The 21039-nt window shown below is 66.6% G+C and carries 32 protein-coding genes; all 32 read left to right on the forward strand.

Annotated features, from left to right (window positions below):
• Positions 1-9 precede the first annotated feature (9 nt).
• The 32 genes from AS850_RS16655 to infA all read left to right on the forward strand — a co-directional run bounded on the left by AS850_RS16655 (position 10) and on the right by infA (position 20977).
• Positions 10-441 (forward strand): CBU_0592 family membrane protein, encoded by a 432-nt coding sequence (locus AS850_RS16655; protein WP_216819834.1) that lies wholly within the window; start codon positions 10-12, stop codon positions 439-441.
• A gap of 296 nt (positions 442-737) precedes the next feature.
• Positions 738-1112, forward strand: a complete 375-nt coding sequence (gene rpsL / locus AS850_RS01445) for a 30S ribosomal protein S12 (protein ID WP_055964941.1) — start codon at positions 738-740, stop codon at positions 1110-1112.
• Positions 1112-1582 (forward strand): 30S ribosomal protein S7, encoded by a 471-nt coding sequence (gene rpsG, locus AS850_RS01450; protein ID WP_055964944.1) that lies wholly within the window; start codon positions 1112-1114, stop codon positions 1580-1582. The genes rpsL and rpsG overlap by 1 nt, the downstream gene beginning before the upstream one ends.
• Before the next feature lie 80 nt (positions 1583-1662).
• Complete coding sequence (gene fusA, locus AS850_RS01455) at positions 1663-3777, forward strand: elongation factor G (RefSeq protein WP_119867516.1); 2115 nt, start codon at positions 1663-1665, stop codon at positions 3775-3777.
• A gap of 164 nt (positions 3778-3941) precedes the next feature.
• Positions 3942-5132, forward strand: coding sequence for an elongation factor Tu (gene tuf / locus AS850_RS01460; RefSeq protein WP_119867517.1), 1191 nt, complete (start codon positions 3942-3944; stop codon positions 5130-5132).
• 144 nt (positions 5133-5276) lie between these two features.
• Positions 5277-5489 carry an Rv0909 family putative TA system antitoxin gene (locus AS850_RS01465; RefSeq protein ID WP_119867518.1) on the forward strand — a complete coding sequence of 71 codons (213 nt, stop codon included), beginning with the start codon at positions 5277-5279 and terminating at the stop codon, positions 5487-5489.
• Positions 5490-5594: 105 nt separating this feature from the next.
• Positions 5595-6587 (forward strand): DNA topoisomerase IB, encoded by a 993-nt coding sequence (locus AS850_RS01470; protein WP_119867519.1) that lies wholly within the window; start codon positions 5595-5597, stop codon positions 6585-6587.
• Positions 6588-6638: 51 nt separating this feature from the next.
• Positions 6639-7430 (forward strand): DarT ssDNA thymidine ADP-ribosyltransferase family protein, encoded by a 792-nt coding sequence (locus tag AS850_RS01475; protein ID WP_123955411.1) that lies wholly within the window; start codon positions 6639-6641, stop codon positions 7428-7430.
• 593 nt (positions 7431-8023) lie between these two features.
• Positions 8024-8332, forward strand: a complete 309-nt coding sequence (rpsJ, locus tag AS850_RS01480) for a 30S ribosomal protein S10 (protein ID WP_055964962.1) — start codon at positions 8024-8026, stop codon at positions 8330-8332.
• Positions 8333-8345: 13 nt separating this feature from the next.
• Positions 8346-8999 carry a 50S ribosomal protein L3 gene (gene rplC, locus AS850_RS01485; protein WP_119867521.1) on the forward strand — a complete coding sequence of 218 codons (654 nt, stop codon included), beginning with the start codon at positions 8346-8348 and terminating at the stop codon, positions 8997-8999.
• A 3-nt stretch (positions 9000-9002) separates the two neighbouring features.
• Positions 9003-9665, forward strand: a complete 663-nt coding sequence (gene rplD, locus AS850_RS01490; RefSeq protein WP_119867522.1) for a 50S ribosomal protein L4 — start codon at positions 9003-9005, stop codon at positions 9663-9665.
• Positions 9662-9961, forward strand: coding sequence for a 50S ribosomal protein L23 (rplW, locus tag AS850_RS01495; RefSeq protein WP_119867523.1), 300 nt, complete (start codon positions 9662-9664; stop codon positions 9959-9961). The genes rplD and rplW overlap by 4 nt, the downstream gene beginning before the upstream one ends.
• A gap of 19 nt (positions 9962-9980) precedes the next feature.
• The gene (gene rplB, locus AS850_RS01500; protein ID WP_119867524.1) at positions 9981-10820 is read left to right on the forward strand and encodes a 50S ribosomal protein L2; all 840 of its coding nucleotides are present in this window, start codon (positions 9981-9983) and stop codon (positions 10818-10820) included.
• 12 nt (positions 10821-10832) lie between these two features.
• Entirely contained in the window at positions 10833-11114 is a 282-nt protein-coding gene (gene rpsS / locus AS850_RS01505) for a 30S ribosomal protein S19 (protein ID WP_055964978.1), read from the forward strand.
• A 26-nt stretch (positions 11115-11140) separates the two neighbouring features.
• On the forward strand, positions 11141-11533 hold the full coding sequence (gene rplV, locus AS850_RS01510; RefSeq protein ID WP_119867525.1) for a 50S ribosomal protein L22: 393 nt from the start codon (positions 11141-11143) through the stop codon (positions 11531-11533).
• On the forward strand, positions 11533-12321 hold the full coding sequence (gene rpsC / locus AS850_RS01515) for a 30S ribosomal protein S3 (RefSeq protein WP_119867526.1): 789 nt from the start codon (positions 11533-11535) through the stop codon (positions 12319-12321). The genes rplV and rpsC overlap by 1 nt, the downstream gene beginning before the upstream one ends.
• 2 nt (positions 12322-12323) lie before the next feature.
• Positions 12324-12743, forward strand: a complete 420-nt coding sequence (gene rplP / locus AS850_RS01520) for a 50S ribosomal protein L16 (RefSeq protein ID WP_119867527.1) — start codon at positions 12324-12326, stop codon at positions 12741-12743.
• A complete protein-coding gene (gene rpmC / locus AS850_RS01525; protein WP_119867528.1) occupies positions 12743-13087 on the forward strand; it encodes a 50S ribosomal protein L29 in 345 nt (114 codons plus the stop codon). The genes rplP and rpmC overlap by 1 nt, the downstream gene beginning before the upstream one ends.
• Positions 13087-13383: a 30S ribosomal protein S17 gene (rpsQ, locus tag AS850_RS01530; RefSeq protein WP_119867529.1), complete on the forward strand. Its 297-nt coding sequence runs from the start codon at positions 13087-13089 to the stop codon at positions 13381-13383. The genes rpmC and rpsQ overlap by 1 nt, the downstream gene beginning before the upstream one ends.
• 29 nt (positions 13384-13412) lie before the next feature.
• Positions 13413-13781, forward strand: a complete 369-nt coding sequence (gene rplN, locus AS850_RS01535) for a 50S ribosomal protein L14 (protein ID WP_119867530.1) — start codon at positions 13413-13415, stop codon at positions 13779-13781.
• Positions 13782-13784: 3 nt separating this feature from the next.
• A complete protein-coding gene (gene rplX, locus AS850_RS01540; protein ID WP_119867531.1) occupies positions 13785-14144 on the forward strand; it encodes a 50S ribosomal protein L24 in 360 nt (119 codons plus the stop codon).
• A complete protein-coding gene (rplE, locus tag AS850_RS01545) occupies positions 14144-14752 on the forward strand; it encodes a 50S ribosomal protein L5 (protein ID WP_119867532.1) in 609 nt (202 codons plus the stop codon). Before rplX ends, rplE begins: the two co-directional genes overlap by 1 nt.
• 141 nt (positions 14753-14893) lie before the next feature.
• A complete protein-coding gene (gene rpsH / locus AS850_RS01550; RefSeq protein ID WP_119867533.1) occupies positions 14894-15292 on the forward strand; it encodes a 30S ribosomal protein S8 in 399 nt (132 codons plus the stop codon).
• A 6-nt stretch (positions 15293-15298) separates the two neighbouring features.
• Entirely contained in the window at positions 15299-15835 is a 537-nt protein-coding gene (gene rplF / locus AS850_RS01555; protein WP_119867534.1) for a 50S ribosomal protein L6, read from the forward strand.
• A gap of 2 nt (positions 15836-15837) precedes the next feature.
• Positions 15838-16209: a 50S ribosomal protein L18 gene (rplR, locus tag AS850_RS01560; protein WP_119867535.1), complete on the forward strand. Its 372-nt coding sequence runs from the start codon at positions 15838-15840 to the stop codon at positions 16207-16209.
• A complete protein-coding gene (gene rpsE / locus AS850_RS01565) occupies positions 16206-16931 on the forward strand; it encodes a 30S ribosomal protein S5 (RefSeq protein ID WP_119867536.1) in 726 nt (241 codons plus the stop codon). Before rplR ends, rpsE begins: the two co-directional genes overlap by 4 nt.
• Complete coding sequence (gene rpmD, locus AS850_RS01570) at positions 16931-17113, forward strand: 50S ribosomal protein L30 (protein ID WP_173795167.1); 183 nt, start codon at positions 16931-16933, stop codon at positions 17111-17113. The genes rpsE and rpmD overlap by 1 nt, the downstream gene beginning before the upstream one ends.
• Positions 17113-17700 (forward strand): 50S ribosomal protein L15, encoded by a 588-nt coding sequence (rplO, locus tag AS850_RS01575; RefSeq protein ID WP_119867537.1) that lies wholly within the window; start codon positions 17113-17115, stop codon positions 17698-17700. Before rpmD ends, rplO begins: the two co-directional genes overlap by 1 nt.
• 66 nt (positions 17701-17766) lie before the next feature.
• Positions 17767-19089 (forward strand): preprotein translocase subunit SecY, encoded by a 1323-nt coding sequence (secY, locus tag AS850_RS01580; protein WP_119867538.1) that lies wholly within the window; start codon positions 17767-17769, stop codon positions 19087-19089.
• Positions 19086-19700, forward strand: coding sequence for an adenylate kinase (locus AS850_RS01585; protein WP_236940794.1), 615 nt, complete (start codon positions 19086-19088; stop codon positions 19698-19700). Before secY ends, AS850_RS01585 begins: the two co-directional genes overlap by 4 nt.
• Before the next feature lie 7 nt (positions 19701-19707).
• Positions 19708-20556 (forward strand): type I methionyl aminopeptidase, encoded by an 849-nt coding sequence (map, locus tag AS850_RS01590; RefSeq protein WP_119867539.1) that lies wholly within the window; start codon positions 19708-19710, stop codon positions 20554-20556.
• 199 nt (positions 20557-20755) lie between these two features.
• The gene (infA, locus tag AS850_RS01595) at positions 20756-20977 is read left to right on the forward strand and encodes a translation initiation factor IF-1 (protein ID WP_055965022.1); all 222 of its coding nucleotides are present in this window, start codon (positions 20756-20758) and stop codon (positions 20975-20977) included.
• The last annotated feature ends 62 nt before the right edge of the window (positions 20978-21039 follow it).

Genomic DNA, 21039 nt, shown 5'->3' on the forward strand with positions numbered 1-21039 from the left:
AGACTGAGCGTGTTCATCGAGATCCTGGGCTGGTTCGGAGCCCTCGTCATCCTGGCCGGCTACGCCCTCTTCTCCCTCGGGAGGCTGCCCGACGGGCGGCTCTACCAGTGGACCAACCTGGTCGGTGCCGTCTGCATCTCGATCAACGTCGCCGTGCACGGCGCGTACCCGTCCGCGATCGTGAACGCCATCTGGGCGATCATCGCGGCCGTCGTGCTGCTGCGCCTCCGGTCCCGTCGCCGGGCTGAGCGCCTCGCGGCGTCTCACGCCGCCGCGCAGAGCGAGCGCAGGATCCGCGATGCCGAGATGGCCCAGCTCGCGCCCGCCCCGTTCATCGAGAGCGTGCCCGCGGTCACCGCCGCGCTCGCCGTCGTGGTCCTGGCCGCCGCGCACCACGAGCAGGCCCCGCAGTTCGCTCCGGGCGCACCCGCCGCCGTTTGATTAAGGCCTGAGCGACAGATAGTCTTGCTCGGGTGTGCGCTTTATCGAGCGCCCGGATTCCGGTGGTTTCACGAGGCCGGAACGAACCGTCTCTTCGGTTCGGCGAACTTCTCGCCGGTCCGATCGGGCTGCGTCACTTGCAAGGTGCGCCGTGTTTCACGGCCATTCTGCGCCGATGCAGGGAGACGCACCAGACGACACGCTTCGTATGACGACGTGTGGCGTGTGTGCTCCGGAGATGAGGAAGCCGTCCGACCGGGGCGGCCAGAACCGAGAAGTACGTCAGAGGAGAACCAGTGCCAACTATTCAGCAGCTGGTCCGAAAGGGACGCACGCCGAAGGTCGTCAAGACCAAGGCCCCCGCCCTGAAGGCCAACCCCCAGCAGCGTGGCGTGTGCACGCGTGTGTACACCACCACCCCCAAGAAGCCGAACTCGGCCCTCCGCAAGGTTGCTCGCGTCAAGCTCAGCAACGGCACCGAGGTCACCGCGTACATTCCCGGTGAGGGCCACAACCTCCAGGAGCACTCGATGGTGCTCGTCCGCGGCGGTCGTGTGAAAGACCTCCCCGGTGTTCGGTACAAGATCGTTCGCGGCGCCCTCGACACGCAGGCCGTCAAGAACCGCAAGCAGGCTCGCAGCCGCTACGGCGCGAAGATGGAGAAGAAGTAATGCCTCGTAAGGGTCCCGCTCCCAAGCGTCCCGTCGTCGCAGACCCCGTCTACGGCGCCCCCATCGTGAGCCAGCTGGTCAACAAGATCCTGCTCGACGGAAAGAAGGGTCTCGCCGAGCGCATCGTCTACGGTGCTCTCGCCGGTGTCTCGGCCAAGAACGGCCAGGACGCCGTGGCGACGCTCAAGAAGGCTCTCGACAACGTCCGTCCGACCCTCGAGGTCCGGTCGCGCCGCGTCGGTGGTTCCACCTACCAGGTGCCCGTCGAGGTCAAGCCGCACCGCGCGAACACCCTCGCCCTCCGCTGGCTCACCAGCTACGCGAAGGCTCGCCGCGAGAAGACGATGACCGAGCGTCTCATGAACGAGATCCTCGACGCGTCGAACGGTCTCGGCGCCGCCGTCAAGCGTCGTGAAGACACGCACAAGATGGCCGAGTCGAACAAGGCCTTCGCGCACTACCGCTGGTAACCCCGGCTCCGTCCGGTCGGCGCCAACCGCGCCGACCGGGCAGCAATCCCCCTCTCTAAACCCCCCAATCGGAGGATCCCGTGGCACAGGACGTGCTCACCGACCTGAACAAGGTCCGCAACATCGGCATCATGGCTCACATCGATGCCGGCAAGACGACGACCACCGAGCGCATCCTGTTCTACACGGGTATCACCCACAAGATCGGTGAAGTCCACGACGGCGCTGCCACGATGGACTGGATGGCTCAGGAGCAGGAGCGTGGAATCACCATCACGTCCGCTGCGACCACCTGCTTCTGGAACAAGAACCAGATCAACATCATCGACACCCCCGGTCACGTCGACTTCACGGTCGAGGTGGAGCGTTCGCTCCGTGTCCTCGACGGTGCCGTCGCCGTCTTCGACGGCAAGGAGGGCGTCGAGCCCCAGTCCGAGACCGTCTGGCGTCAGGCCGACAAGTACGACGTCCCGCGCATCTGCTTCGTCAACAAGATGGACAAGCTCGGCGCCGACTTCTACTTCACCGTCGACACCATCATCAACCGCCTCGGCGCCAAGCCGCTGGTCATGCAGCTCCCGATCGGTGCGGAGTCCTCCTTCGAGGGCGTCGTCGACCTGGTCGAGATGCGCGCGCTGACCTGGCGCGGCGATGCCAAGGGTGACGTCGAGATGGGCGCCAAGTACGAGATCGAGGAGATCCCCGCCGACCTCCTCGAGAAGGCCAAGGAGTACCGCCACAAGCTCCTCGAGACCGTCGCCGAGTCCGACGACGCGCTGCTCGAGAAGTACTTCGGTGGCGAGGAGCTCACGGTCGCCGAGATCAAGGGCGCCGTCCGCAAGATGACGGTCTCCTCCGAGCTCTACCCCGTGTTCTGCGGCTCCGCCTTCAAGAACCGCGGTGTCCAGCCCATGCTCGACGCCGTCATCGACTACCTCCCGTCGCCCCTCGACGTGCCGCCCATGGAGGGCCACGACGTCCGCGACGCCGAGAAGATCATCATCCGCAAGCCGGAGTCGTCGGAGCCGTTCTCGGCCCTGGCCTTCAAGGTCGCGGTGCACCCCTTCTTCGGTCGTCTCACGTACGTCCGCGTCTACTCGGGTCACATCGAGTCCGGTGCGCAGGTCATCAACTCGACGAAAGACAAGAAGGAGCGCATCGGCAAGATCTTCCAGATGCACTCCAACAAGGAGAACCCCGTCGACGGCGTGACCGCCGGTCACATCTACGCGGTCATCGGTCTGAAGTTCACGACCACGGGCGACACCCTGTGCGACCCGACCGACCAGGTCGTCCTCGAGTCGATGACCTTCCCGGAGCCCGTCATCGAGGTCGCCATCGAGCCGAAGACGAAGGCCGACCAGGAGAAGCTCTCCCTGGCCATCCAGAAGCTGGCCGAGGAAGACCCGACGTTCCGCGTCGAGCTCAACATCGAGACCGGCCAGACCGTCATCAAGGGAATGGGCGAGCTCCACCTCGACATCCTGGTCGACCGCATGAAGCGCGAGTTCAACGTCGAGGCCAACGTGGGCAAGCCCCAGGTGGCCTACCGCGAGACGCTCACCAAGGGCATCGAGCGCTACGACTACACGCACAAGAAGCAGACCGGTGGCTCCGGCCAGTTCGCGAAGGTCCAGATCGCTCTGGAGCCCTTCGAGGTCACGGCCGAGGCGTCGTACGAGTTCGTCAACAAGGTCACCGGTGGTCGCGTCCCGCGCGAGTACATCGGATCGGTCGACGCCGGCATCCAGGACGCCATGCAGGTCGGCGTCCTCGCGGGCTACCCCACCGTGGGTGTCCGCGCGCTGCTCCTCGACGGTGCGGCGCACGACGTCGACTCGTCCGAGATGGCGTTCAAGATCGCCGGATCGATCGCGTACAAGGAAGCCGCCCGCAAGGCCGGTCCCGCGCTGCTCGAGCCGATCATGGCCGTCGAGGTCCGCACGCCCGAGGAGTACATGGGCGACGTCATCGGCGACCTGAACTCGCGTCGTGGCCAGATCGCCTCGATGGAGGACGCCAGCGGCGTCAAGGTCGTCCGGGCGAGTGTCCCGCTGTCCGAGATGTTCGGCTACGTGGGCGACCTCCGGTCGAAGACCTCGGGTCGAGCCGTCTACTCGATGACCTTCCAGTCGTACGCCGAGGTTCCTCGGAACGTCGCGGAAGAGATCATCGCCAAGAACAAGGGCGAATAGCCCTCAGAGGCCGCGAGGTCTCGAGAGGGCACCAGAGCCCGAACTACGCGCCCGAGCCTCGGTCGCGTAGCATGAATACACACCAATGCGCAGGGTCTGCGGGTCGGCCGGAGAACATCCGGCCGGCCGCAGGAACTGCACCAGAGTCCTGAGGAGGACCCACAGTGGCGAAGGCCAAGTTCGAGCGGACTAAGCCGCACGTAAACATCGGAACCATCGGTCACGTCGACCACGGTAAGACGACGCTCACCGCGGCGATCACCAAGGTTCTGCACGACAAGTACCCCGACCTCAACACGGCCTCCGCGTTCGACCAGATCGACAACGCGCCCGAAGAGAAGGCTCGTGGTATCACGATCAACATCTCGCACGTCGAGTACCAGACGGAGAAGCGTCACTACGCTCACGTCGACGCTCCCGGCCACGCCGACTACGTGAAGAACATGATCACCGGTGCGGCGCAGATGGACGGCGCGATCCTCGTGGTCGCCGCCACCGACGGCCCGATGCCCCAGACCCGTGAGCACGTCCTCCTGGCCCGCCAGGTCGGCGTCCCCTACATCGTCGTGGCGCTCAACAAGGCCGACATGGTCGACGACGAGGAGATCATGGAGCTCGTCGAGCTCGAGGTCCGCGAGCTCCTCTCGAGCCAGGAGTTCGACGGCGACAACGCGCCCGTCATCCAGGTCTCCGCTCTCAAGGCCCTCGAGGGCGACGAGAAGTGGGGCGAGTCGGTCGCCGAGCTGATGGCCGCCGTCGACGAGAGCGTCCCGGAGCCCATCCGTGCGACGGACCAGCCGTTCCTCATGCCGATCGAGGACGTCTTCACGATCACCGGTCGTGGAACCGTCGTCACCGGTCGTGTCGAGCGCGGTCAGCTCAACGTCAACGAGGAGGTCGAGATCGTCGGCATCCGCCCGACCGTCAAGACCACCGTCACCGGCATCGAGATGTTCCGCAAGCTGCTCGATTCGGCTCAGGCTGGTGACAACACCGGTCTCCTCCTCCGCGGCACCAAGCGCGAGGACGTCGAGCGCGGCCAGGTCATCGTCAAGCCCGGTTCGGTCACGCCGCACACCGGCTTCGAGGCGAACGTCTACATCCTGTCCAAGGATGAGGGTGGCCGTCACAACCCGTTCTACGCGAACTACCGTCCGCAGTTCTACTTCCGTACCACCGACGTCACCGGCGTCATCACGCTGCCCGAGGGCACCGAGATGGTCATGCCCGGCGACACGACGGAGATCACGGTCGAGCTGATCCAGCCCATCGCCATGGAAGACGGACTCCGCTTCGCCATCCGCGAGGGTGGCCGCACGGTCGGCGCCGGCACGGTCACGAAGATCATCAAGTAGCACCACCAGCACTCCAGCACCGCGAGAGACGGGTCGGACCTCCGGGTCCGGCCCGTCTTTCGTCGTCGCGAACCTGTTGCACCTCGTCCGGCGCCGGGGCAGGATGGTCGAAAAGCCGGAGAGACCGGCGCAAGGGAGGGCGACATGGCTGGTTTCGACGACGTCACGAAGAAGGCTCAGGAGTTCCTGAAAGACGGCAAGGTGCAGGACGCCCTCAAGAGCGACAAGGCCGAGGAGGTCAGCGACAGCATCCTCGACGCCGTCGCCGGCGCCGCCGACAAGATCACCGGCGGCAAGTTCCACGACAAGATCGAAGACGCGAAGAACGCTGCCGACGACAAGATCGGCAACCAGTAGCGACCGCTTCACCGAGACCCTCGACGCCGAGAGCGCCGGGGGTCTCGTGCATCCTGCGTCCCCCGCTCCGCCAGATCGCAGGATGCCCGGAGTTGGCTGTTCAGCATGCCCAGACTCCGCCGCTCCGATGCCGCCCACCCCGGGCTGACGCGCTCCCGCTCCGGCAAGGGATTCACCTACCGGGACGCCGAGGGGCGGACCGTCACCAATCCCGAGCTGCGGGCCCGGATCGAGACGCTCGCCATCCCGCCGGCGTGGACCGACGTCTGGATCGCGCCGTACCCGAACGGCCACATCCAGGCGACCGGGGTCGACGGCGCGGGGCGCCGCCAGTACGTCTACCACCCCACCTGGCGGGAGCAGAAGGACCGCATCAAGTTCGACCGCGCCCTCGCCCTCGCCGAATCGCTGCCCACCGCGCGACGCTTCGTGACGATGGATCTCCGGCGCGACGAACCCGATCGGGCCCGCGTGCTGGCGGCGGCCTTCCGGATGCTCGACACCGGGTCCCTCCGTGTCGGCTCGGAGCGCTACGCGGCCGAGCACGGGAGCCACGGCCTCTCGACGCTCCTCTGCGCGCACGCCACGGTCAGCGGCGACACCGTCGGGCTGGCGTTCCCCGCGAAGAGCGGGCAGGCGTGGGACTCGGAGATCGTCGACGCCGATCTCGCGACGATCGTCCGGAGCCTCAAGCGACGCGGAGGGAGGGCTCGGCTGCTCGCCTCGCGGGAGCGCCCGGGCGGCTCCTGGAGCCCGATCCACGCCGCCGACATCAACGCCTACGTCCACGAGCGCACCGGGGGCGAGTTCACGGCGAAGGACTTCCGCACGCTGCACGGGACGGTCGCCGCCGCGGTCAGTCTCGCGAAGGCCGGTCCTGCCGCCTCGAAGACGACCCGGCAGCGCGCGCTCGCCCAGGCCATGCGTGACGCTTCGGCCGTGCTGGGCAACACCCCCGCGATCGCGAAGAAGAGCTACGTGGACCCCCGCCTCGTCGACGCCTACGCCGCCGGGGAGACCATCGACCCGTCGAGGCTCGCGTCCGCCGAGACCGAGGTGCGGGCCCTGCTGTTCCGCGGGGTGTCCGAAGTCCCGTAACGTGGACTGTCGTGCGCGCTACCCCCTCGGCGCACGCGAAAGGACCACCCTGTGACCGAGTGCATCCACGGTTTGGATGAAGCCCTCTGCGACATCTGCTCGCCCCGGAAGGCTCCGGAGGTGCAGGAGGCCCCGACGACGTCGCGGGCACGACCCGCCGCCGCGAAGAAGACGACCCCCCGCGCCCCCGCGCGCGTTCCCGGCGCCAAGCGGGTGGTCGCCGAGCAGCCCCTGCCCGACGTCGACCTCGGCTCGATGCGTGCGCACCACTGGACCCACGTGTCCAACCTCGAGCTGATCCTGGCCGACGGTCGCCTCTCGGCCGAGGCGGTCCCCGAGCTCGACGCGAGCTCGCCCGAGGCGCGCGAGAAGCGCGCGTCCGTCGCCCTGCCGACCGGCGCGACCGTCGCCGCGCACGTGCCGTTCTCCCTCTCGCCGGAGGCGTCGAGCTGGAACGAGATCCGTCGAGGAGCCGAGGGCCCCCGCTGGTCCGCCGCCGCCCGCTCGTCCCGTCCCACCGACTACATCGTCTTCGTCGCGCCCGTGACGTCCCTCCCGGAGGAGTTCGTCGTCACCGACGGAGACGCGAGCTCGACGCTGACGCGCTTCGCGACCGGTCTCTCCGACGGCAACATGCTCGTCCGTCGGGCCTCCTTCGACGACCCGGAGCTCCTCGAGGTCGAGGTGCTCGTCCCGGGCGCAGTCGACCTCGACGTGGTCAGCCTCATCGGCGTCCCGAACGACCGGGTCCGCGACCGCGTCAAGGCCCTGATCAAGGCGGCGGGAGGCGCGTCGCCCCGCGTCGCGATCTACCCGCCCTGGTTCCGGCCGCTCGAGGACTGAGCCGGCTCGCGGGGCCGGCCGTGGCCCGTTCCGCGGCTCCTGCGGGCCCGTGATCGGGGCCCCGACAGGCGCGACACGCCCGGGTTGCAGCAAATGCCGGGCTGTGGCAAGATTATCTGGTTCAACACTTCCACCTTGTGTTTCGGCGCGGGTGCGAATCACTGCCAGGCAGTGCACAGGAGCAGCGTCTCACCGAGACGCGATCTGGGCCGCGGGTAGCAGGACACCTCTTCAATCGAATCCGAAGGCCTCGGCGAGAAATCACCGCGGGCCGGATCCGGGAGCGGCTTCCACGCGGAGTCGGTCGCGGGCCGAGAGATGACCTCCCCAGGGCGGTCGCCGTGCGTGGTCCAGAGCATCATCTTCTAGGCCGGGCGAGCGGGAATCTCTCGCGGGTTCGACACGGTCGGGGAGCACCGCGAGGACTCCGCCGGCTTTGACACGAAAACAGTGGTGCGACGGTCGTCACCGGCAGATATCTGCCCGGATGCGACCCGAGTGACCCGAGTCTGATCAAGACCCAGTCTGCTTCGGCAGGCGCGTCAGGCGGCCCCGTGAAGGTGCGCGACGTATACATCGAGAGAGAGTCACACATGGCGGGACAAAAGATCCGCATCCGGCTGAAGTCGTACGACCACGAGGTCATCGACACGTCAGCTCGCAAGATCGTCGACACGGTGACCCGTGCCGGTGCGACCGTGGTCGGCCCCGTGCCGCTCCCCACGGAGAAGAACGTGATCGCCGTGATCCGTTCGCCGCACAAGTACAAGGACAGCCGCGAGCACTTCGAGAAGCGCACGCACAAGCGCCTCATCGACATCATCGACCCGACGCCGAAGGCCGTCGACTCGCTCATGCGTCTCGACCTCCCCGCCGACGTCAACATCGAGATCAAGCTGTAGGGGGCTCGTCAGAATGGCTACCACTACCAAGAACGTCAAGGGCCTGCTCGGCAAGAAGCTCGGCATGACCCAGGTCTGGGACGAGAACAACAAGCTCATCCCCGTCACCGTCGTCGAGATCTCGCCGAACGTCGTGACCCAGGTCCGCACCGAGGAGAAGGACGGCTACGTCGCCGTCCAGATCGCCGCCGGCCAGATCGACCCGCGCAAGGCGAACAAGCCCGCCACGGGCCACTTCGACGCTGCCGGCGTCACCCCCCGCCGCCACCTCACCGAGGTCCGCACCGCAGACGCCGCCGAGTACGCACTCGGCCAGGAGCTCACGGTCGACACCTTCGAGGCCGGACAGAAGGTCGACGTCGTCGGCACGTCCAAGGGCAAGGGCTTCGCCGGTGTCATGAAGCGCCACAACTTCAAGGGTGTCTCCGCTTCGCACGGTGCCCACCGCAACCACCGCAAGCCCGGTTCCATCGGTGCTTCGTCGACCCCGAGCCGTGTCTTCAAGGGCATGCGCATGGCCGGTCGCATGGGTGGGGAGCGCGTCACCGTCCTCAACCTCACGGTGCACGCCGTCGACGCCGAGAAGGGTCTGCTGCTCGTCAAGGGCGCCGTCCCCGGTGCTCGCGGTCGCATCGTCTTCGTCCGCACCGCCGTGAAGGGGAACTAGCGCATGGCTACCACCACTGCACCCACCAGCACCGTCGACGTCCTCGACGCCAAGGGCGCCAAGTCCGGCTCCGTCGAGCTTCCCGCCGCGATCTTCGATGTCGTCACCAACGTGCCGCTCATCCACCAGGTCGTCGTCGCCCAGCTCGCTGCCGCTCGTCAGGGCACGCACAAGGTCAAGGGCCGCGGCGAGGTCTCCGGCGCCGGCCGCAAGCCGTTCAAGCAGAAGGGAACCGGTCGCGCTCGTCAGGGCTCGATCCGCGCTCCCCAGATGACCGGCGGTGGCATCGTCCACGGCCCGACGCCCCGCAACTACGCGCAGCGCACCCCCAAGAAGATGATCGCCGCGGCTCTGCTCGGCGCCATCTCGGACCGCGCTCGCGGCGCCCGCGTCCACGTCGTCGAGGGCTTCGTCGCCGACGTCGTCTCGACCAAGACGGCTCTCGAGCTGCTCGCCACGATCTCGACCAGCAAGCACGTGCTCGTCGTCATCGAGCGCGAGGACGACCTCACCCGCAAGAGCGTCCGCAACGTCGACGAGGTCCACGTGATCACCTGGGACCAGCTCAACGCCTACGACGTCCTCGTCTCCGACGACATCGTCTTCACCAAGAGCGCATTCGAGGCCTTCGTGGCCGCGAAGACCAAGAAGGAGGCCACCGCATGAGCGGCATCCACAAAGACCCCCGCGACGTCGTCATCTCGCCGGTCGTCTCCGAGAAGAGCTATTCGCTGATCGACCAGGGCAAGTACACCTTCCTCGTCGACCCGCGTTCGAACAAGACCGAGATCAAGCTCGCCATCGAGAAGATCTTCGACGTCAAGGTCGACAGCATCAACACGCTGAACCGCACGGGCAAGACGCGCCGGACCAAGTTCGGAATCGGCAAGCGCAAGGACACCAAGCGCGCCATCGTGACACTCAAGTCGGGCTCCATCGACATCTTCACGGCTGTCGGCTAGGGCTCGGAGGGACAAGATAATGGCTATTCGTAACTACAAGCCCACGACTCCCGGTCGTCGCGGTTCGTCGGTCGCCGACTTCGCGGAGATCACGCGGTCGACGCCGGAGAAGTCGCTTCTCCGCCCGCTGTCGAAGACCGGTGGTCGCAACAACGCCGGTCGCATCACGACCCGTCACATCGGTGGTGGCCACAAGCGCCAGTACCGCGTCATCGACTTCCGTCGTAACGACAAGGACGGCGTGAACGCCAAGGTCGCTCACATCGAGTACGACCCCAACCGCACCGCGCGCATCGCCCTCCTCCACTTCGTGGACGGCACCAAGCGCTACATCATCGCGCCGAACAAGCTCAAGCAGGGCGACGTCGTCGAGTCGGGCGCCGGGGCGGACATCAAGCCGGGCAACAACCTCCCGCTGAAGAACATCCCCGTCGGTACCGTCATCCACGCGATCGAGCTGAAGCCGGGCGGGGGAGCCAAGATGGCTCGTTCCGCCGGAGCCTCGGTCCGACTCGTCGCCAAGGACGGCCCCTACGCCCAGCTGCGTCTCCCCTCGGGCGAGGTCCGCAACGTCGACGCTCGCTGCCGCGCCACCATCGGCGAGGTCGGCAACGCCGAGCAGTCCAACATCAACTGGGGAAAGGCCGGCCGGATGCGCTGGAAGGGCGTCCGCCCGACCGTCCGCGGTGTCGCCATGAACCCGGTCGACCACCCGCACGGTGGTGGTGAGGGCAAGACCTCCGGTGGTCGCCACCCGGTCAGCCCGTGGGGCCAGAAAGAGGGCCGCACGCGCCACCCCAACAAGGAGAGCGACAAGCTCATCGTCCGCCGCCGCAACGCTGGTAAAAAGCGCAAGTAGGAGTTGTAGAAGATGCCACGCAGTCTGAAGAAGGGCCCCTTCGTCGACGACCACCTGCTTCGCAAGGTCGTTGTCCAGAACGAAGCCAACACGAAGAACGTGATCCGCACCTGGTCGCGTCGTTCGATGATCATCCCGAACATGCTCGGCCACACGATCGCCGTTCACGACGGTCGCAAGCACATCCCCGTGTTCGTGACCGAGAGCATGATCGGCCACAAGCTCGGCGAGTTCGCGCCGACCCGCACCTTCCGCGGCCACGTGAAGGACGACAAGAAGGGTCGTCGCCGCTAACGCGGTGACGCAAGGAGGAGAGAAACATGGTGGAGTCGATCGCACGCGTGCGACACATCCGCGTTACGCCTCAGAAGGCTCGCCGCGTCGTCAACATGATCCGCGGCAAGCAGGCCCTCGAGGCCCTGGCCATCCTGAAGTTCGCGCCCCAGGGCGCCAGCGAGCCCGTCTACAAGCTCGTCGCGTCGGCCATGGCCAACGCCCGTGTCAAGGCGGACGCCCAGAACAACTACCTCAACGACGAAGACCTCTACATCTCGAGCGTCTACGTCGACGAGGGAGCCACCCTCAAGCGGTTCCAGCCGCGTGCTCAGGGCCGTGCGTTCCAGATCCTGAAGCGCACGAGCCACATCACGGTCGTCCTCGCGACGCCCGAAGAGGTCGAATCGGCCGCAACGTCGAAGAAGGCGAGCAAGTAATGGGCCAGAAAGTAAACCCGTACGGCTTCCGTCTCGGAATCACCACCGACCACGTGTCGCGCTGGTTCTCCGACAGCACGAAGGCCGGCCAGCGGTACAGCGACTACGTCGCCGAAGACATCAAGATCCGCAACCTGCTCAAGACCTCGCTCGACCGCGCCGGCGTGGCCAAGATCGAGATCGAGCGCACCCGCGACCGCGTCCGCGTCGACATCCACACCGCCCGTCCGGGCATCGTGATCGGTCGTCGTGGCGCCGAGGCCGAGCGCATCCGCGCCGACCTCGAGAAGCTCACGGGCAAGCAGATCCAGCTCAACATCCTCGAGGTGAAGAACCCCGAGGCCGAGGCTCAGCTGGTCGCCCAGGGCATCGCCGAGCAGCTCAGCGCCCGCGTGGCCTTCCGCCGCGCGATGCGCAAGGGTCTCCAGGGTGCTCAGCGCGCCGGAGCCAAGGGTGTCCGCATCCAGGTCTCGGGTCGTCTCGGCGGCGCCGAGATGAGCCGCTCGGAGTTCTACCGCGAGGGCCGCGTGCCCCTGCACACGCTCCGCGCCAACATCGACTACGGCTTCTACGAGGCCAAGACCACCTTCGGTCGCATCGGTGTGAAGGTCTGGATCTACAAGGGCGACATCACCAACAAAGAGCTCGCGCGCGAGCAGGCGAACCAGAAGTCGTCGCGCCCCGAGCGTCGTAACGACCGCGGCGGCGACCGCGACCGCGGACCGCGTGGTGGCAACACCCGCGCTCCGCAGCAGGACGCCCCCGTCACCGCAGGAGCTGAGGCGTAACCATGTTGATCCCCCGTCGTGTCAAGCACCGCAAGCAGCACCACCCCGGCCGTTCCGGCCAGGCCACCGGTGGCACTCGCGTGAGCTTCGGTGAGTACGGCATCCAGGCGCTCACGCCTGCCTACGTCACCAACCGTCAGATCGAGTCCGCTCGTATCGCCATGACCCGTCACATCAAGCGCGGTGGGAAGGTGTGGATCAACATCTACCCGGACCGCCCGCTGACCAAGAAGCCCGCCGAGACCCGCATGGGTTCCGGTAAGGGTTCGCCCGAGTGGTGGGTCGCCAACGTCAAGCCGGGTCGCGTGCTCTTCGAGCTCAGCGGCGTCAGCGAGGATGTGGCCAAAGAGGCCCTCACTCGTGCAATCCACAAGCTGCCCCTGAAGGCACGCATCATCAAGCGCGAGGAGGGCGACGCATAATGGCGATCGGATCCAAGGAGCTCCGCCCCACTGAGCTCGACACCTTCGAAGACGAGCGACTCGTCGACGAACTCAAGAAGTCCAAGGAAGAGCTGTTCAACCTGCGCTTCCAGTCGGCCACGGGCCAGCTCGAGAACCACGGCCGCGTGCGCGCCGTGAAGCGCGACATCGCCCGTATCTACACGGTCCTGCGCGAGCGCGAGCTCGGCATCCGTGCCACCCCCGCCCCGGTCGCGGCCGCTCCCAAGGCCGCCGCGAAGAAGTCGAGCAAGAAGGCCGCTGAGAAGCCGGCCGACGAGGCTCCTGCTGCCGAGGCCGCCGAAACCGCCGAGGAGAGCAAGTAATGGCTACCGAGAAGAAGACCGCGGCGGCCGAGACTCCTGTTCTCGTCCGCGGTTACCGCAAGACCCGTCGTGGCTACGTCACGAGCGACAAGATGGAGAAGACCATCGTCGTGGAGGTGGAGGACCGCGTGAAGCACCCCCTCTACGGCAAGGTCATCCGCCGCACCTCCAAGGTGAAGGTCCACGACGAGGCCAACTCGGCCGGCATCGGCGACCTCGTCGTGATCAGCGAGACCCGTCCGCTCAGCGCTTCCAAGCGCTGGCGTCTGGTCGAGATCCTCGAGAAGGCGAAGTAGGCCTCGGCCTGCTTGAGAAGGAGTAACAGATGATTCAGCAGGAATCCCGCCTCAAGGTCGCTGACAACACCGGTGCCAAGGAGATCCTCACCATCCGCGTTCTCGGTGGCTCCGGCCGTCGCTACGCCGGCCTCGGTGACGTCATCGTCGCCACGGTGAAGGACGCCATCCCCGGCGGCAACGTCAAGAAGGGCGACGTCGTCAAGGCGGTCATCGTCCGCACCAAGAAGGAGGTCCGTCGCACCGACGGCTCCTACATCAAGTTCGATGAGAACGCCGCAGTGATCCTGAAGGCTGACGGGGACCCCCGCGGGACCCGCATCTTCGGACCGGTCGGTCGCGAGCTTCGCGACAAGAAGTTCATGAAGATCATCTCGCTGGCACCGGAGGTTATCTAACTCATGGCAAACATCAAGAAGGGTGACCTGGTCCAGGTCATCTCCGGCCCCTCGCAGGCCCGCGGCGGAGACCGCGGAAAGCAGGGCAAGGTCATCGAGGTCCTCGTGGAGAAGAACCGCGTGGTCGTGGAGGGTGTCAACTTCGTCACCAAGCACGTCCGCGTCGGTCAGACTCAGCGCGGCACCAAGACCGGTGGCATCGAGACGCACGAGGCTTCGATCCACGTGTCGAACGTCGCGCTCGTCGACCCCAAGACCAAGAAGCCGACCCGCGTCGGATTCCGCGAAGAGACGGTCACGAAAGACGGAGTCACCAAGACCGTCCGTGTCCGTTTCGCCAAGAAGTCGGGGGAGGACCTCTGATGAGTGACACCGCAACCGCAACGCCCGAGGCCACTGTGCCGGCTGAGAATCGCCAGCCGCGCCTCAAGGCGAAGTACCAGGCCGAGATCCTGCAGCAGCTCAAGAGCGACTTCGGCTTCACGAACGTGCACCAGGTGCCCGGACTCGTGAAGATCGTCGTCAACACCGGCGTCGGCGAGGCCGCTCGCGACTCGAAGGTCATGGATGGCGCGGTCAAGGACCTCACCGCCATCACCGGCCAGAAGCCGCAGGTCACGAAGGCCCGCAAGTCGATCGCCCAGTTCAAGCTGCGCGAGGGTCAGCCCATCGGCGCTCACGTCACGCTCCGTGGCGACCGCGCCTGGGAGTTCCTCGACCGGCTCCTGTCGCTCGCCCTGCCCCGCATCCGCGACTTCCGTGGTCTCAGCGACCGCCAGTTCGACGGAAACGGCAACTACACCTTCGGTCTCAACGAGCAGAGCATGTTCCACGAGATCGATCAGGACCGCATCGATCGCGTCCGCGGCTTCGACATCACCGTCGTCACCACGGCCAAGACCGACGACGAGGGCCGGGCTCTGCTCAAGGCTCTCGGCTTCCCGTTCCGCACGGCCGACCAGGCCAACTAAGATCGTCCGGTCGGACACTTCAGCGATGGAGTGTCCGGCCGTACTCCCATGTTCGGAGAACCGCTCCGAGCAACCCCGATCGTTCAGGTCGGCTCCCGGTGGACCGGAAGTCGAAACCGAGCGAGAAAGTGATCAAATCGCATGACGATGACAGATCCGGTCGCAGACCTGCTGACCAGACTGCGCAACGCGAACTCGGCGTTCCACGACACCGTGTCGCTGCCGAGCTCCAAGCTCAAGTCCCACATCGCCGAGATCCTCCAGAAGGAGGGCTTCATCGACGGTTGGAAGATCGCCGACGCCCGCGTCGGACAGACCCTCACCATCGACCTCAAGTACGGCCCCAACCGCGAGCGCTCCATCGTGGGCATCAAGCGCGTGTCGAAGCCGGGCCTCCGGGTCTACGCGAAGTCGACCGAGATCCCTCAGGTCCTCGGCGGACTCGGCGTGGCCATCCTGTCGACTTCCTCCGGTCTGCTGACCGACCGCGAGGCCGAGCAGAAGGGCGTGGGTGGGGAAGTCCTCGCCTACGTGTGGTAACCCGCCATGTCACGAATCGGACGCCTCCCCATTCCGATCCCCACCGGGGTCGATGTGAAGATCGACGGCCAGGCCGTCACCGTCAAGGGCCCGAAGGGCGAGCTCTCGCTCGTCATCGCCAGCCCCATCGAGGCCAAGTTGGAGGAGGGCACCGTTCTGGTGACCCGTCCTGACGACGAGCGCTCCTCGCGTTCGCTCCACGGCCTCACCCGCACGCTCATCGCGAACCAGATCACCGGCGTCACCCAGGGCTACTCCAAGGGCCTCGAGATCGTCGGAACCGGTTACCGCGTGCAGGCCAAGGGCTCGAACATCGAGTTCGCCCTCGGCTACTCCCACCCCATCACCGTCGAGCCGCCCACGGGCATCAGCTTCACGGTCGAGGGCAACAACAAGCTCACCGTCACCGGCATCGACAAGCAGGCCGTCGGCGAAGTCGCTGCGAACATCCGCAAGCTTCGCAAGCCCGAGCCCTACAAGGGCAAGGGTGTCCGCTACGCCGGCGAGGTCGTCCGCCGCAAGGCCGGAAAGTCAGGTAAGTAATCATGGGTCTCGGAACCAGAGGTAAGAGCAAGTCGGCCGCCACGGCGCGCCGTCACACCCGCCTTCGCAAGAAGGTCGTGGGCACCGAACTCCGCCCGCGTCTCGTCGTCACCCGTTCGGCCCGTCACGTCTTCGTGCAGGTCGTCGACGACAGCAAGGGCCACACCGTCGCCAGCGCATCGACCCTCGAGGCCGACCTGCGTTCCTTCGACGGTGACAAGACGGCCAAGGCGCGCAAGGTCGGCGAACTCGTCGCCGAGCGTGCCAAGTCGGCCGGTATCGAGGCGGTCGTGTTCGACCGCGGTGGTAACAAGTACGCCGGACGCGTCGCGGCAATCGCCGAGGGCGCCCGGGAAGGTGGGTTGGACCTGTGAGCGACGCAACGAACAAGACGCCGGAGCCGGCGGCGGAAGCCGTCGTCGACCGTCCCGTCGAAACGGCTGCCGGATCGGAGTCGAACAACCGCGAGGGTGCCAACGCCGGTCGTACCGACCGACGTGGCGGCAGCGGTCGCGGCGACCGCAACCAGGGCCGTGGCGGTCGTGACGATCGCGACAAGAGCCAGTTCCTCGAGCGCGTCGTCACCATCAACCGCGTGTCCAAGGTCGTCAAGGGTGGTCGTCGCTTCAGCTTCACCGCTCTCGTCGTCGTCGGAGACGGCAACGGACTCGTCGGTGTCGGCTACGGCAAGGCCCGCGAGGTCCCCACGGCTATCTCGAAGGGTGTCGAGGAGGCGAAGAAGAACTTCTTCCGCGTCCCCCGCATCGCCAACACGATCCCGCACCCGGTGCAGGGTGAGGCCGCAGCCGGCGTCGTGCTGCTGCGTCCCGCCGCAGCCGGTACCGGTGTCATCGCGGGTGGCCCGGTTCGCGCCGTCCTCGAGTGCGCCGGCATCCACGACGTCCTGAGCAAGTCGCTCGGTTCGTCGAACACCATCAACATCGTGCACGCGACCGTCGCGGCGCTCAAGCAGCTCGAGGAGCCGCGCGCCGTCGCAGCTCGTCGTGGCCTGGACATCGACCACGTCGCTCCGGCTCGCCTGCTCCGCGTCGAGGCCGAGGCTCGTGCCGCCGCAACTGAGAAGGCAGGTGCCTGATGGCGCAGCTTCGCGTGACTCAGATCAAGTCCAAAATTAGCGAGAAGCAGAACCAGCGCGACACGCTGCGGAGCTTGGGTCTCAAGCGAATCGGCCAGACGGTCGTTCGCCCGGACGACAAGCAGAACCGTGGCTACGTCTCGACGGTCGCTCACCTCGTCAAGGTCGAGGAGATTGACTAATGGCTGACGAGAAGGCCCCCAAGGCCGCGGCCCCCAAGGCTGCTGCCGCCAAGAAGCCCGCCGCCTCCAAGGCCGCCGCTTCCACCAGCACCACCACGAAGGCGGCTCCTGCCGCTTCCAAGGCCGCGTCCACCGACGTCGCCCGTCCGCAGATCCTCAAGGTCCACCACCTTCGTCCGGCTCCCGGTGCCAAGAAGGACCGGACCCGCGTCGGACGCGGTGAGGGCTCGAAGGGTAAGACCGCCGGTCGCGGTACCAAGGGCACGAAGGCCCGTTACTCGGTCAAGATCGGCTTCGAGGGTGGGCAGATGCCTCTGCACATGCGCACCCCGAAGCTGCGCGGGTTCAAGAACCCGTTCCGCGTCGAGTACCAGGTCGTCAACCTGGAGAAGCTGGCCGACCTCTACCCGAACGGTGGCGACGTCACCGTGGGCGACCTCGTCGCCAAGGGTGCCGTTCGCAAGAACGAGAAGGTCAAGGTCCTCGGCAACGGCGACCTCGCCGTCAAGCTGAACGTCGTCGTCGACAAGGTCTCCGGCTCCGCCGAAGAGAAGATCGTCGCCGCCGGCGGTACCGTCACCAAGTAGTACCTGAAGGGGTGGCTCGGAAGAGCCACCCCTTTCAGTCGTCTATCCTCATACCGGGAGGCACACGTGTTCAGAGCTGTTGGGCGGATCTTCCGCACGCCAGACCTTCGCAGGAAGATCGGGTTCACGCTCGGCATCATTGCGCTCTTCCGGCTGGGGTCCTTCATCCCCTCGCCGTTCGTCGACTACAGCAACGTCCAGGTCTGCCTCGCCGGCAACCAGCAGACGTCCGGTCTCTACGAGCTGGTCAACCTGTTCTCGGGCGGCGCTCTCCTGCAGCTGTCGATCTTCGCGCTGGGCATCATGCCCTACATCACGTCGTCGATCATCGTGCAGTTGCTCCGCGTGGTCATCCCGCACTTCGACGCCCTCTACAAGGAGGGTCAGTCGGGCCAGGCCAAGCTGACGCAGTACACGCGCTACCTGACCATCGCGCTGGGCATCCTGCAGTCCACCACTCTGATCACCGTCGCCCGATCCGGTGCGCTGTTCGGCTCCTCCACCGTCTCGGAGTGCAGCCAGCTCATCACGAACGACGCGTGGTACGCGATCCTCCTCATGGTCATCACGATGACCGCCGGTACCGGCCTCATCATGTGGATGGGCGAGCTCATCACGGAGCGCGGCATCGGCAACGGCATGTCGCTCCTCATCTTCACGTCGATCGCGGCCAAGTTCCCCACCGCCCTCTGGGCCATCGAGCAGTCGAAGAGCTTCGAGGTCTTCCTCGGGGTGATCGCCATCGGCATCGTGATCATGGGCCTCGTGGTGTTCGTCGAGCAGTCCCAGCGCCGGATCCCCGTGCAGTACGCGAAACGCATGGTGGGTCGACGCACCTACGGCGGCAACAACACGTACATCCCGATCAAGGTGAACATGGCCGGCGTCGTGCCCGTCATCTTCGCGTCGTCGCTGCTGTACCTGCCCGCCCTGGTCGCGCAGTTCAACACCCCGTCCGACGGATCCGCTCCGGCCGCCTGGGTCACCTGGGTCCAGACGAACCTCACGTCGGGCGACAAGCCGCTCTACATGCTCCTGTACTTCCTGCTCATCATCGGCTTCACGTACTTCTACGTCGCGATCACCTTCAACCCCGAAGAGGTCGCCGACAACATGAAGAAGTACGGCGGGTTCATCCCCGGAATCCGCGCGGGTCGTCCCACGGCCGATTACCTCGACTACGTCCTGACGCGCGTCACCCTGCCCGGCTCGCTCTATCTGGGCCTCGTGGCGCTCATCCCGCTCATCGCTCTGGCCACCGTCGGCGCCAATCAGAACTTCCCCTTCGGTGGCGCGAGCATCCTGATCATCGTCGGCGTCGGTCTCGAGACCGTGAAGCAGGTCGACTCCCAGCTCCAGCAGCGTCACTACGAGGGACTCCTGCGGTGACGGGCGGAAGCGACAGCGGCGCACGCCTGCTCATCGTCGGTCCGCCCGGAGCCGGCAAGGGCACGCAGGCCGTGCGGATCGCCGAGAGCTACGGCATCCCGGCCATCTCGACCGGCGACATCTTCCGCGCGAACGTCAAAGACGAGACGCCCCTCGGCGTCCAGGTCAAGGCGATCCTCGACGCGGGCGACTACGTTCCCGACTCCCTGACGAACGAGCTCATCTCCGACCGCCTGTCGCAGCCCGACGCGGCCGAGGGCTTCCTCCTCGACGGCTACCCCCGGACCGCCGACCAGGTCGTCTTCCTCGACGAGCTGCTGGCATCCAAGGGCGAGGCGTTGAGCGCCGTCGTCCAGCTGGTCGCCGACCGCGACGAGATCGTGGAGCGCCTTCGCAAGCGTGCTCTCGACCAGGGCCGCAGCGACGACACCGAAGACGCGATCCGCCACCGCCAGGACGTCTACCTCCGCGAGACCGGTCCCCTGATCGCCACGTACGCCGAGCGCGGCCTCGTCCTCGAGGTCGACGGCCTGGGAGCGATCGACGTCGTCGCCGACCGGATCGACGCGGCGCTCTCGTCGCGCGACATCCGGCCGACGGCCGCCGCCTAGAGCGTCCGTGGCCTTCCGCAAGCAGGGCATCTACAAGACACCCGACGAGATCCGCAGGATGCTCGAGCCCGGCCTCCTCACGGCCGCTTCTCTCGACGCCGTCGCGGCGGCGATCCGGCCGGGAGTGACCACCGGCGAACTGGACGCCCTCGCCGAGAAGACGATCCGCGACGGCGGGGGAGTGCCGAACTTCCAGCTGGTGCCCGGCTACCGGCACACGGTCTGCGCCTCCGTCAACGCCGACGTGGTCCACGGCATCCCGGGCGACCGCGTCCTCCGAGCGGGAGACCTCGTGTCGATCGACTCCGGCGCCGAGGTCGGCGGGTGGAACGGCGACAGCGCCCGGAGCTTCGTGGTCGCGGGGCCCGCTGATCCTGCGCTGCCCGCCGCCGTGGTCGAGGCCCGTCGGCGCCTGAGCGACGTCACCGAGCAGTCGCTCTGGCACGGCATCGCGGCTCTGGCGTCCGCACGGCACCTCAACGAGGTCGGTGCGGCGGTCGAGGAGTACATCGAGTCGCAGGGCGACTACGGGATCCTGGAGGACTACGTGGGCCACGGCATCGGTCGTACCATGCACGAGGAGCCGCCCGTCTTCAACTACCGCGTGCGGGGCAACGGGCCGGCGGTGAAGCCGGGACTCGTCGTCGCCATCGAACCCATGGTGACCGCCGGGGGCATCGACACGGTGACGCAGGACGACGACTGGACGGTCACGACGGCCGACGGCAGCGACTCGGCGCACTGGGAGCACTCGGTCGCCGTGCACGCCGACGGCATCTGGGTGCTGACGGCGGCCGACGGCGGCGCCTCGGGGCTCGCGCCCATGGGCATCCGGCCGGTCCGTCCCGCGGGCTGACCCGTCGAGACCGACATCGGCGTGGCGAGTTGACCTGCCGGGTTGGCAAACGCAACTTCGATCGCATAAGATCGACCTTTGGTGCCTCAGGCCTGCGTTCTCGCATGCCGGTCGGCGGTGTATTCGTCTCGGATCCCCGCGACCCAGGGCACCGATCCCCGCAAGACCAACACAACCAATTTTTAGCGACAGTGAGGCTATGGCCAAAAAAGACGGTGTCATCGAAATCGAAGGCGCAGTGGTCGAAGCTCTGCCGAACGCGATGTTTCGCGTGGAGCTGAGCAACGGGCACAAGGTTCTCGCCCACATCTCCGGAAAGATGCGTCAGCACTACATCCGCATCCTCCCCGAAGACCGTGTGATCGTCGAGCTGAGCCCCTACGACCTGACCCGCGGCCGGATCGTCTACCGCTACAAGTAGGGCGTGCTGGAAAGGAACGGCCCGGCGCACCCGTCGGGCACGAGGCCAGCGAGTCAAGAGGA

Source organism: Frondihabitans sp. 762G35, from assembly GCF_002074055.1.
Lineage (GTDB): Bacteria > Actinomycetota > Actinomycetes > Actinomycetales > Microbacteriaceae > Frondihabitans.